Annotated in this window: 10 protein-coding genes; 3 read left to right on the top strand and 7 right to left on the bottom strand. The window is 45.6% G+C overall.

The features are described 5' to 3' along the window. Positions 1-289: 289 nt before the first annotated feature. The 3 genes from B3V51_RS11835 to B3V51_RS11825 all read right to left on the bottom strand — a co-directional run bounded on the left by B3V51_RS11835 (position 290) and on the right by B3V51_RS11825 (position 2,752). A complete protein-coding gene (locus B3V51_RS11835) occupies positions 290-937 on the bottom strand; it encodes an anthranilate synthase component II (RefSeq protein WP_186473865.1) in 648 nt (215 codons plus the stop codon). Between the two features lie 33 nt (positions 938-970). Then, on the bottom strand, positions 971-2,389 hold the full coding sequence (locus B3V51_RS11830; RefSeq protein WP_286708482.1) for an anthranilate synthase component I family protein: 1,419 nt from the start codon (positions 2,387-2,389) through the stop codon (positions 971-973). Between the two features lie 87 nt (positions 2,390-2,476). Then, on the bottom strand, positions 2,477-2,752 hold the full coding sequence (locus B3V51_RS11825; RefSeq protein WP_093070521.1) for a Trp family transcriptional regulator: 276 nt from the start codon (positions 2,750-2,752) through the stop codon (positions 2,477-2,479). Positions 2,753-3,266: 514 nt separating this feature from the next. On the opposite strand from B3V51_RS11825, the gene B3V51_RS11820 reads away from it, so the two are divergent. Together B3V51_RS11820 and B3V51_RS11815 are read left to right on the top strand one after the other, a co-directional pair. Continuing rightward, positions 3,267-5,354, top strand: a complete 2,088-nt coding sequence (locus tag B3V51_RS11820) for a TonB-dependent receptor domain-containing protein (protein WP_186473869.1) — start codon at positions 3,267-3,269, stop codon at positions 5,352-5,354. Positions 5,355-5,517: 163 nt separating this feature from the next. Next, entirely contained in the window at positions 5,518-6,858 is a 1,341-nt protein-coding gene (locus tag B3V51_RS11815) for a PepSY-associated TM helix domain-containing protein (protein ID WP_186473871.1), read from the top strand. 93 nt (positions 6,859-6,951) lie between these two features. On the opposite strand, the gene B3V51_RS11810 is transcribed toward B3V51_RS11815, so the two are convergent. The 4 genes from B3V51_RS11810 to B3V51_RS11795 all read right to left on the bottom strand — a co-directional run bounded on the left by B3V51_RS11810 (position 6,952) and on the right by B3V51_RS11795 (position 11,218). Next, the gene (locus tag B3V51_RS11810; protein ID WP_093070513.1) at positions 6,952-7,722 is read right to left on the bottom strand and encodes an ABC transporter ATP-binding protein; all 771 of its coding nucleotides are present in this window, start codon (positions 7,720-7,722) and stop codon (positions 6,952-6,954) included. Positions 7,723-7,797: 75 nt separating this feature from the next. After that, positions 7,798-8,889, bottom strand: coding sequence for an iron chelate uptake ABC transporter family permease subunit (locus B3V51_RS11805; protein WP_286708481.1), 1,092 nt, complete (start codon positions 8,887-8,889; stop codon positions 7,798-7,800). A gap of 114 nt (positions 8,890-9,003) precedes the next feature. Further along, entirely contained in the window at positions 9,004-9,981 is a 978-nt protein-coding gene (locus B3V51_RS11800) for an ABC transporter permease (protein ID WP_071002159.1), read from the bottom strand. 199 nt (positions 9,982-10,180) lie between these two features. After that, positions 10,181-11,218 (bottom strand): siderophore ABC transporter substrate-binding protein, encoded by a 1,038-nt coding sequence (locus B3V51_RS11795; RefSeq protein ID WP_093070508.1) that lies wholly within the window; start codon positions 11,216-11,218, stop codon positions 10,181-10,183. A 511-nt stretch (positions 11,219-11,729) separates the two neighbouring features. Here B3V51_RS11795 and B3V51_RS11790 point away from each other — a divergent pair. After that, positions 11,730-12,710: an energy transducer TonB gene (locus B3V51_RS11790; RefSeq protein WP_284719610.1), complete on the top strand. Its 981-nt coding sequence runs from the start codon at positions 11,730-11,732 to the stop codon at positions 12,708-12,710. Positions 12,711-12,804: the final 94 nt, after the last annotated feature.

The following is a 12,804-nucleotide window of genomic DNA, read 5'->3' as shown; positions in this document are numbered from 1 at the left end:
AGTCAATCAATATTAAAAGTGGTACAAGGCGGACGAGTGCAAGTGCTACAGTAGTAGGCTAAACGAGTCTAACGCTGTAACATTTTAATAGTGGTTCGACTATATTGCTAAAGCGCCTGTGATGTAAAGGCACCAAGCCATACTGCAATAAGAAAAGACAACCGGTTCAAGGGCTGTCTTTTGTTTGTTATTTCAGTCTATCATTAAAAGATTATAAACTGCTACTAGGGCGTGGTCTAAATTCAATCGACTGTCATTTAAAATGGAAGACATGGCTAGATAGTAGCATTTACACCTGCAGTAAAAAATTACTCAGCAACCGCTTAGCGCCTTCAGTAGCAAAGGATTCAGGGTGAAATTGTACGCCTTGGATTGGGTATTCTTTGTGCTTTAGTCCCATAATCTCATCGCCCGTCAGCGCAGATTCATCAAAGCTTAAATCAGCACGGTTCTCATTGGCGACAACTGAGGTGATCGTTAGGCAGCTTGGGATGGTATCGGCTTTTACCACCAGTGAGTGATAGCGCATGATTTCAAGCGCTTGCGGCAAGTCCTGATAGATACCCTTACCATCATGGCGAATCGATGAGACCTTGCCATGCATCGGCACACTAGCGCGTATCACATCGCCGCCGAACACATGCGCGATACCTTGCATACCGAGGCACACGCCGAGTATTGGCACAGTTTTGCCCAGTTTCTCGATGACCTCGCTACATATACCAAAATAGGCAGGATCATCAGGGGAACCAGGGCCAGGTGAAATGATGATTCTATCAAGATTCATTGCTTCTACCTCTGCGAGGGTAATCTCATTATTGCGCTTCACGGTGACGCTGGTTTCTTTATCATCGCTCAAGGTTTGCAGAATCTCGCCGACATATTGGTACAGATTGAAGGTAAACGAGTCGTAGTTATCGATAATTAAAACATTCATGGGTCATAAACTCTTTGATAAAAATAGGGGTGATTATGGTTGCATAAAGCTGTCTAATACGACTTTCATCGCCGACAGTTTACGCTGAATCTCTAGATACTCATCGGCTGGGTTTGAGTCATAGACATTGCCGCCGCACGTTTGTGCGTAGGCTGACTCGCCACTGATAAATAGGCTACGAATTGGAATGGCAAAGATGCAATCACCATTGAAGTTAAATGAACCCAGCGCGCCGCCATACGCGCCGCGACCATCTGGTTCAAGCTCGTTAATCACCTTAATAGCCTCTACCTTAGGAGCGCCTGATAACGTACCAGCGGGGAAGTTGCTGGCAAGGGCACTGAACATATCTTCGTCAGGGTGCAGGATGCCGACGATCTCAGAGGAAATATGCTGTACGTGCGAGAAGCGCTTGATGTCCATCAAACTACGCACTTTTACCGTGCCAAATCGCGCCACGCGGCCAATATCATTACGATGCAAGTCGACTAACATATTGTGCTCGGCAATTTCTTTATCATCGTTGAGTAGGGCGCGAGCAAGTTTGCGATCTTCTGCTACATCGACGCCACGCTTGGCAGTACCTGCGAGTGGGTAAGTTTCCATCTCGCCTTGACGCAAGCGAAACAGTAGCTCAGGGGAAGCGCCAATGATGCACTGCTGAGCAAATTTCATAAAATACATGTGCGGTGAAGGATTCACCGCGCGTAGTTTTTCATAAATCGGCATCTTGTCGCCAGTAATGCGATATTTGGACTTAAAGCCAACCTCACACTGAAAGATACGACCAGAGATGATGTCTTCTTTGACCTGCATCACTACCTTGGCATGCTCCTCTTGACTCATACCATCGCCCAAAAATTCAACGGTGGGCGCTTCGTAGCTGGGAACTGGCTCATCAAGTAGGGCTTTGATTTGCTCAATACGATTATTCTGTTGAGCGGTTGGATAATAAAAGTAGAAAATCTCACCCGTCATTTTATCGAGCGTCAATCCATCTAAATAGACACCGAATTTGAACGGCTCAAAGTCGTCACTGGCTTTGGCCGTCAGGCTTGGCTCAAAAAAATTGACGCAGTCATAACCCAAGTAGCCAACGAGACCACCACTTTGATCGCGCGCGATGACGTGTTGCGGCGTGATGGCGCGGAGCAATTGATAAGGATTGTCAGTTTGATAACGAGTCGTTTCAGCCGTTTTATTGTCCGTGATAGCGAGCGTATTACGGTCAATAGCAGCGATGGTGGTCACAGGATCAAAGCCGATGGCATGGTGGCGTGAGATGTGGCTTTCTTCACCCAATGATTCGAGCAAATAACAGGTGTCAAAAGCGCTCTCAATACGTTTGAATAATGCAAAAAAATCGATATCTTGCGTGAGCTTGATACGTTGTGGTTTGCTCGGGATATCGATAGGTGCAGGTTGGGTATGTATGGGCGTACTAGCAGTCATAATAAAGTCCAAAATGGTTCAAATATGTGTCAATCAACAATTAATAAAGTAATGAGGAAAAGGGTAAACGGTATTGGGATCGGTGGTTTAAGACCGTTCTCTATGAGTCGCAAGTAATGCACTCACATCATGGCTGTGCATGGCTCTAGCACCGCGAGAGACAGTAGCAATACCAACGCCTAGTTGCTCAGAGATGTCACGCTGCGTGATACCTCGATCAAGCAAGTCAAAGATACGAATGCGGTTAGCAATATCATGCTGCTCTTTATCTGTCAGCAGGGCACTGAGTAGCTTTTCAATCTCTGTGCTATCAGTACAGTTTGCCAGATGACTCAGTAAGCTGTGATAAGGGTCGGTACTCATAATTTATCGTCTTATAATCAGTCGTCTTAATCAAAAATAGCCAGGATAACCATGATATTTTTGGCTTGTATCAGCATTCTAGTACAGTAGTACAAGAAATACAAGTGATGAGCTAAGTTAATAGCAGGCTGCTATAGACGTGATGATAGAAGTGATGATTTTTAAGCTTTGTTTATATAGATTCAACTCGTGGCCAGCATCATATTCGATAGCATATTTATAGTTAGTACCAAGCGTTGCTGCGTTGTATTGCTACGTCCACCTGGCGTACTAAGTACTAGAATTGAGAATGTATGATATTAATTATTGCCAAATTGTTAATACTTAGTTATTATGCCTCTCTTTATCTAAACGCTAATCATTATCATTAGTATTAATAGTGTTATTTGCACGACATGATTGAGTGTTTTTAAGGTAATGAATCTTCTGATAGGCGTTATTTTCAGGACTATTCGATGATAGGTTTTAAAAATAATTCTAATTTTTGACAGTAAATAAAGTGAGTAGATGTGTTATGCGCGAAGTAAAGTTATCTAGCAGATTGACTGTGCTATCTATGGGTGTAGCAGCGGTATTGTGTGCACAAGCTGCCAGTGCTGCAACGGCAGCAGATATGCCAAATACGACGTTGCAAACGATTACCGTGACAGCAAATAGCTCTGTCCGCGATAGTGTACAAGAAGACTCTGTCTATATAGATGACTATACGCCAGCAGCTCAAGCAAGCCATCTGAGCGATTTTCTGGACGTCGTACCGGGGGTAAGCGTAGGCGGTACCTCATCAGTCAACCAACGTATTCGTGTACGTGGTCTTGATGATACCAACCTAAAAGTAACGATTGATGGCGCACGTCAAGAAGGCGCGTTGTTCTACCACATGGGTGATGTCACGATTGATCCAGATCTGCTAAAACAAGCAGAGGTGTCGGTAGGCAATAACTCAGTGACGCTCGGTAATGATGCTATCGGCGGTGCGGTTGCTTTTGAGACAGTCGACGCGGCAGATTTACTTAAGCCTGGTCAAAAAGTAGGTGCTAAGCTGCATGCAGGCTACGGCAGCAACAATGATGAACTGCTAACCTCAGCTACTGTGTATGGTGCGCCAACAGAAAATGTTGATTTACTGGCTTATTATGGCAAACGTGATGCTAATGCTGGTGAAGATGGTAAAGGCCGTAAAATCCAAACGGAAGATAGCGAAGGCGAAAACATCTTATTAAAAGCGGGTGCGTATGTCGGTAGTGATCATCATGTGGGCGCTAGCTTTAGCCGTACTGAAAACAAAGGCAAGTTCCCATTACGTCCAGATTTTCCTGCTGGTGGTTGGAACCCAATCATCCCGCAGGAAGTCAAACGCGATACCTATGCGCTTGACTACGCATACAGTCCTGCCAACCAGTTGGTCAATGTAGACGCCAATGTATATCAGACCAGCACGCAGATTTTGCGTAACTCTGATGGCGTACCTGGGTTTGAGTTTGATGCGGAAGTCAAAACCACAGGCGGCAAAATACAGAACACCAGTATCGTTGATAGCACTATTATCAATGGTTTGCCAGGGACTCATAAGTTCATCGCTGGGGTTGAGCATTACAAAAAAGAATCTGAGATGACACGTGATTTTGGCAAAGCGAGCACTGATGAGGCAACCAATACCTCAGTCTATCTGGAAGACCAATGGCAGATGGGCAAGCTTAGTTTAACGCCAGGCGTCCGCTATGACCGTTATGAATCTCCAGAGTACGTATCGGCTGGCAAGACTTACGACAATGTCGTTGGCGCATTGGCCGCCAGTTATGAGATTGCACCGCGTACCCAGCTATTTGCGAGCTATACGCAGTTATTTAATGGCCCAGATCTTAGCCAAACGATCTTTAATTCCGACGGTGTTGATACCTATGTAAACAATGACCTAAAAGCAGAAGAAGGTGACAATGCAGAAGTCGGTATTGCGACAACGCTGCGTGGTTTGACCATGGCTGATGACTCTTTAAAACTGAGCGCTAAGTACTTTGAAACCAATATCGAAAACTATATTGAGTTCGTACGTGCAGGTGGCAGTAGAACTGGTATGAATTGTACCACTGGGCAACTAGGTACAAGTGCTGCCCCTGAAGCCTGCCAAGGTGTCATCAACAATGACGAAGATTTTAAGATCAAAGGCGTAGAGTTATCAGCTGATTATCGCGCAGATAATTTCAACATGGGTCTAAGCTATGCTCGTGCACGTAGCAAAGGCGAAGATACGGGTTACAATATCTCTTCTGTCAGCGGCAGTGGCTCAGAGTCTGGTGACAAGTACATGGTCAATCTTGGTTACGCTCCAACCAGCACCACCGAGCTTGGCTGGCGCAGTACTTATGTCGCCGATGTGACACCAAATACCGCCGGTGATGACAACGAAAAACCAGGCTATGACGTGCATGATATCTTTATGACTTATGCACCAACTCAAATCGAAGGTCTAAAGGCCACGCTAGGTGTCTACAATATCTTTGATGAGACTTATGCAAGTCATGCATCTCGCAACTCTATCGATGATGCCTATACTGATTTTGAGATGGGACGTAATATCAAAACGTCTTTAACGTATCAGTTCTAATATAGCTTATCTGGTTTGAGTCTAATCGTACTTATAGAGTCAGCTGTCTGTACATGGGAGCTGGCTTTTTATTGCCTACTGGCTTTTGGATTGGCTATAGCAGCAATGACGTGCTAATGGATAAATACCTACCCAAACAACATATAATAAAGAACCAAGACCAATGATTACATTCAATCCTCGTCAAGCCTGCTTGTGGATTCATCGTTATACTGGGCTTGCTATGGCAGCCTTTTTAATCATTGCCAGTCTCACGGGTGCGCTGCTCGCTTTTCATCATGAGTTAGATGACTTGTTTAACCATAAACTGGCGCGTGTCGAGGCACAAAACACGCCGATACAGTCTGTCGCTGCGCTGCATGATAGTGTGATCCGTACCTATCCGCAGTATGGTTTTTCAAGTTTGCCGACGACCATTGAGGCGGGCAAGTCAGCGGTGTTTTCGGTAGACAGATGGCGCGGCAATGCCAGTTTAGACGCACCTGAGCCAACCTTCCATGAGGTGTATGTTGACCCTTATACCGGCGCGATTATCGGTACGCGTGATAAGGAGGCATGGGCATGGCATAACACCATGTGGAAGGTGTTTTGGCTGCATCGTGATTTATTGCTGGGTAATATTGGTAAATGGCTTTTGGGCATCGTCTCGCTAGTTTGGACGATTAATTGCTTTATTGGCTTTTACTTAACGTTTCCTCGAGCAGTCAAATCGAGTCAGTCAAAACAAGTCTCTAGCAAAAAACGCGCCTCGCTGTTTAAGCGCTGGCTACCTGCATGGAAAATTCGCCGCAAGACCAATACCTTTAAGCTTAACTATGATGTGCATCATGCTTTTGGTCTGTGGCTATGGGTGATGCTGTTTGTCATCGCTTGGTCAAGCGTTGGGTTTAATTTAAAACCCGTTTATCAGCCTGTGATGCAGGCAGTGGTCGGACTGACGCCAAGAGAAAGAGGGCAACCGCCAACCAAGCCTGAACCGAATAAAACAGTAGAAAATCAGGGTAGGGCAGATAAGTCTATAAACTCAAATACGACTGTTAACGATAGCCGCAATACAGCGGATGCCATTGCTCAAGCAGTCAATAAGAGTAACAGCATTGCCTATCTGAGTGCCCAAGCCGATATTGCGGCGCGGCAGAATGGCACGGCTGTACAGCAGTTATTGGGTATCCGCTGGGTTGCAGAGGACGAGCAATGGCAAATGCGTTTCAAAACAGATAGAGATATTGGTATACACAGCGGCGCGTCATCTATTACGGTTGATGCTGCCACAGGAGAGGTTGCGCGTGTTAGTTTTGGTTATCAAAGCGGTTTTGGTAACAAAGTAGACCAATGGCTGTCAACGCTGCATATGGGACATGTCGGTCAAGGTTGGAGCCATCGACTGTATCAAGCATTTTTGGCAATGATTGGACTGGCAGTTGCGGTGCTATCAGGGACAGGTGTGTATCTATGGTGGAAAGGCCGACAGCAGCGTTTAAAGGCGTTGCAAAAGCTCAAATAGATATTAAAACATAAAATTGATGTGCTCAATATAGTGCTAGTACCAATGTACTAGCATTATATTGAGCTTTTTTACATAAGAAGAAGTGGGGTTTTACACCGTATCAACAATCACAGGACGACCCTGATGATTGAGCACAGTCACATCGACATTGTATAAATCTTTCATTGTCTCTTGAGTAATAACATCAGCAGGGCGACCAACAGCCATCACTTCTCCTGCTTTCATTGTAACGACCGTATCGGCAAATTGTGCTGCTTGATTGATATCATGTAGGACGATCACCACGGTTTTTTGCTGGCTGTGGCTAAGCGTACGTAGCTCACGCATGAGTCGACCAGCATGATACATATCTAGGTTATTGAGTGGCTCATCAAGCAATAGATAGGGCGTATCTTGGCAGACAATCATCGCAATCAGCACGCGCTGACGCTGTCCACCTGATAGCGTTGACAAGAAACGCTCGGCAAGTGGCTCAAGCTCAAAGCGTTCGAGGATTTCCTGTACTTTTTGCTGATCTTCTGCGGTTGGTTGTCCTTGATGATAAGGGTAACGACCAAACATCAGCAGCTCATGCACGCGCAGTCGTCCTTGTACATGGTTGTCTTGTCCGAGCATCGCGACCGTCTTGGCAAGTGTGCGCGCCTGACAACTGACAATATCACGTTCCTCATTATCTACAGCGAAGCTCACTTGCCCAGCCTGTAACGGTTGCAAGCGAGCCATGACAGAAAACAACGTCGATTTTCCAGCGCCGTTAGGCCCAATCAAAGCAATGACCTGCGCCGTTGGTAGGGACAACGTAATGTCATGCAAGATTTTTTGTTTGCCAATATGGTGAGAGATATTATTCAGTTTAATCATAATCGTCTTATTTAAAAAGTCTTAGGGCTTTCTTTATCAACAGCATCAGCCAAATAAACAATGTCGGCTAAGTCGTTATAACGAACGGCGCTGGGACATAAATATCAATGCCAAGAACACGAGGCCACCTGCGAGCTCTATCACAACGGACAATACGCCTGCCATATCTAGCACTTGCTCAAAGAGTGTCTGACCCAACACCAAGCAAATCATAGCGACCAAACTGACCAATATCAGCCGCTCAGTATGATACATGTGTCGAGCGATACGATTGGTCAATGCACAAACCAATAGACCAAAGAAAGTCACTGGACCGACCAGTGCCGTGGCTGTGGCGACTAGCACTGCGATAACAGTTAATAGGCCAAATGCCAGACGTTGATAATGGATACCAAGGTTAATGGCTTGGGCTTGTCCGAGCATCAGCACATCGCATTGGTAGCGCCAGCGCCAGCGCCAGACAAACACCGCAGTGATGATACAGATAAATAGGCTAATGCCTAATAGCTGAGGATTGACCGTATTGAACTGCGCGTAGCTAGCGGACTGTACGACCACAAAATCATCAGGGTTAATCAGCCGTGCAATGAGTGCTGATAAACTGCGGAACAACACACCAAAGATAACGCCCACCAATATCAAGCGTGTCAGATCCTGACTGCTTTTAGAAAATAATAGCTTAAATAATAATAAAGATGCCCCAAACATCAGGACAATCTCTAGCGTGAACTTGGCAATAGGATCGAGACTGGTAAAACTAATCGCCCCTAAAAAGAAAACCAGTAAGCTTTGTAGCAAAACATAGAGCGAATCAAACCCGAGTAGGGAGGGCGTTAGAATTGGATTGTGAGTCAACGTTTGAAACAATAACGTCGACACGCCAATCGCATAGCCAACCACCATCAGTGCCAGCAGTTTTTTGCCGCGTAGCGGTAGCGCAAAGTCCCAATAGCCATTGACATTGAGTGTCATAAACAAGGTCATCGAGATCAGTAGAATAATAGCTGCAATGGATTTCGGATGCGCAGCTATCCATGCCCAAAGCTTTGCCAACTGACCTTGGGCAGCAGCTGAATACTGACCATCTGCTGCAGATGAGTTATCTATCGCTGTGTTGGTTTCCGTAGAACGAGCCTTTGTGGCACTAAGCTTAGTTGATGAGAACATAAATAAATCCTATGATGCCAAGCTTATCTAAATAAGGCAAAAAATGAACGACGGTAAGTGAGTGGTTAATCGATTAAAGATTGCTGTTTTATTATTCAGCTTTACTGCTTAGTCTTATTGCTCAGCTGGCGCGCGCAGTAATAGCCATAAAAACAGCACTGTACCGACCACGCCAAATATGGTGGCAACAGGCACTTCAAATGGATAGCGAATCGAGCGACCGATAATATCGCACAGCAATACTGCCGAAGCACCAAGTAGCGCGACTGCAGGCAAGCTACGACGCAACTTATCTCCCATCAGTCGGCTCACAATGTTTGGCACGACGAGGCCAATAAAAGGAATCATACCGACCGTCACGACGACAACGGCACTCATCATGGCCACCATCCCCACACCAATCCACGTCACTTGGCGTTTACTAATACCTAAGTTCAAGGCGATATTGTCACCCAAACCAACGATGGTTAGCTTATCGGCGATGATATAGGCGAGTACACACAGCGCGCCCGTGAGCCACAAAAGCTCATAACGACCTGCCAAGACGCCTGAGAAATCCCCAAACTGCCACACGCTGAGCATCTGTAGCGATTCGGTTTGATAGGCGATAAAGGTAGTGACTGCTTCGATAATGCCGCCGAAGACAATACCAATCAGTGGAACCATCAAAAAATCAGTCGGCGGAATACGGTGAATCAATAGCATAAATAGCATCATGCCGAATACAGCGGCGATGGTCGCTACGCTCATCTTCACAATGAGCGCACTGGCAGGAAATAGCAGACTGACTACCAGCAAACCGAGCGCGGCGCTTTGGGTAGCACCGACCATGGACGGCTCTACAAAGCGGTTTTTTAGCACCACTTGGATGATCATTCCCGCCACTGCCATCGCAATGCCCGTCAAAATAATCGCAACGGTGCGCGGGATACGGCTGACCAGTAGTAGCGAGCTATCAGAGTTTGCACTATGACTAATGATACTTTGTAAGATACCCGACCACGAAAAGTCAGCCACACCAATAGATAAGCTCAATAACACCAAAAGCCCCATGATAATGAGGCTTGCGGTGTTGATTAACCACGGTGGCATGGCAGCACGTCGATATTTCGAGCCTAAAGTATGGCTAGCGCTTCCTTGCCAATTTGATACTGGCAGAGAAGCGTTAGGTTTGAGCCTAGCACGAGCACGGTGTGAAAATAACGACATAATCTTTATTGGCTTAAAAATGAGCAAGGTTAACGGTAATAATTACCTACTTGTGCAATAATCGCTTGTATAGAGAACGACGTTATTTAGCGTTAGCAAAAGCATCTTTAATCGTTGTGAGATCCTGCATCCATTGGTAATAGCCACCAAACGCTAGGTAAGAGTCTGGGCTTAGATAAACCACTTGCTGCTTGCTCCAAGCGTTGGTTTGCGCGACCAGCGGATTGTCCAATACGGCTTTGGCACCGATACCATCTTCACCAATCGCGGCGCTGCGATCGATAACAAACAACCAGTCTGGGTTGGCTTTTTGGATATATTCAAAAGAGACCGGCTGTCCATGAGGGGCATCGGCAATTTGCTTATCTGCCATTGGCACATCTAGCACCGTATGGATAAACCCGTAACGAGATTTATCGCCATATGCTGACATTTTATTGCCATTAACCATAACGACCAGACCAGTGCCTTTATCTTTAGTGACACCCTTTGTCTCGTCAATAAGCGTATCTATGTTTTGTTGCAATCTAGCGGCCTGATCGCTTTTGCCAAACAACGCACCCAAATCATGCAAACGCTGCTTACTCGACTCATAAATATTAGCCGTGTCGATAGACATATCCAACGTCGGCGCGATGTTTGACAGCTCATTATACTTTTCTGCCATGCGTGAGCCCACCAATATTGCTTGTGGTTGCATGGCATTCAATGCCTCAAGATCTGGCTCAAACACAGTGCCGACCGCTTTTGGTTCAGGCTGCGTTTTTGAGTGTAAATTGTCTAACAACAAACTGCCTGGCATACCGTCAACAGCCACATCTAGTGCTGCCAAGTCTTGCATCAAGGTCATGTCATAAACCACCAACGGTGAGGGACTCATTGCCAATTCAACATCACCCTTAACCGTATTCACCGTGATTTTTTCAGCAGAGACGGCATCGTTATTGGCCACGTTTGACGACTCATTGGCCGTTTGATTGGTAGCTGTAGCATCAGCGGTGTCAGTCTCAGGCGAGCTACAACCTGTCACACTGATAGCAGTGACTAGAGCTGTCATCATCAATAATGGACGTTTAAAAATAGGATTAGTACGACGGTGTGATAATGGGGTAGTAGACATAAGGGACTCGGTATATCAGGATGTTTAAGCAGTCTGTTAATAAGACAACTGCACAGGTAGCACAATAGAAATAGAAAATGATGAGAGCAGCTGGGCAGAGTAATGCTCATATCAAAGGGGTGCCGATAGAGCGCCTGTCAGTTTTACTCTCTAGCCTTATTCTTTTGGGTTGAGCGTTTTATGGTTTGGATATTTTTATGGGTATCAGTTTTTGATCATGATACGGAAAAACCAAACAGCCGTTATGATAAAGTAGTTGAGACTCATTATCAATAATAATAATGATAATGATTTTTATTGACGATAAGTATTTATCTAAAAGACTTATTAAAAAAGCGAGCTAAATACGGGCGAGATGGCAGTAATGCTCAATAGTTATAGGACATCTGTCAGAGATAAGAGGCAATGAGTTCACAAAGCAAAGAAAATATTATAAATTATTATTGATAATAATTATCGTTTGCATTATTATCAACGCCATTCCACCTCGGATAATAAACATTAGGCTGTTATGAGTTCAACGGATTTAGAGACACCACCAACCAGATTGATACTGCTATCTCTTCTCGTAGTAGTAGGGCTGCATGTACTCACCGCAGTCGCCTTGGCGGTGATCAAAACGCCCAAACCACAGCCTGCGCCAAAAGAAGATATCACGCCTGTCGAAATAGAGTTTGTGACGTTACCTGCTAATAATGCAGTAGCGAAAGTAGAAACGAAAGAACCTGTGCAGCAGGTCAAAAAGGTCACCGTCAAAAAAGAAGTGCAACCTAAGCCTGTACAAAAGCCAAAAGCAGAGCCACCGCCTAAGAAGCGTGTCGAGACACCTATAGAACCAGCGAAGCCTGTGGTGAAAAAAGTATCTGAAACACCGCCAATCATCGCAACCGAAAAAACATCTACTGAGAGTAGTCAAAAGCCTGTACCAAAAGAAGCAGCACCCAAAAAGATCAGCCCAGAACCGACAGTTGATACATCAGCTGCTGATGAACAGCGCAAAGAGGCTGCTGCTCGAGCCAAAAAAGCCGCTCAAGAAGCACAAGACAGAGCAGCGCAAGAAGCCAAAAGAGTCGCGGATGCTAAGGCTGCGGCACAAGCAAAAGCTGCTAGAGAAGCAGAAGCCGCCGCCCAAGCACAAGCCGCTAGAGAAGCAGCTGAGGCAGCTGCGGAAGCTGCTGCTCGAGCACAGAGTAATGAGCCTGTAAGCTTTACTGCGAGCGCTGCCAATTGGGCCTCTGCGCCAAACTTTAGCTTTCCTGATCGTGCGGCACGTAGAGCGCGTTCAGGTGATACGCTCAACGTGGTATTGGTATTGCGTGTCAATAAACAAGGTGGTATCGATAGCGTGCGAGTGGCGCAGTCTTCAGGCAATACTTTGCTGGATAAAGAAGCCCAGCGTCAAGTACGCTCTGGCAAGTTCAAACCCTTTACCAAGAATGGCGCACCCGTGGTGGGCAATGTGACCTTGCCGATCAGCTATGCGGTTCCTTAAGTATTTATATTTTATAACAACGTATTTATTGATAATCTTTCATAATAAGACAAGGCATGATACTCATTTTAGTAGCATGTGATGGCATAAAACA

Origin of the sequence: Psychrobacter sp. UBA2514 (assembly GCF_002341255.1) — a bacterium.
In the GTDB taxonomy this organism is placed as follows: Bacteria; Pseudomonadota; Gammaproteobacteria; order Pseudomonadales; family Moraxellaceae; genus Psychrobacter; species Psychrobacter pacificensis.
Note: the sequence above shows the minus strand (reverse complement) of the source record. Positions and strands in the feature narration are given on the sequence as shown.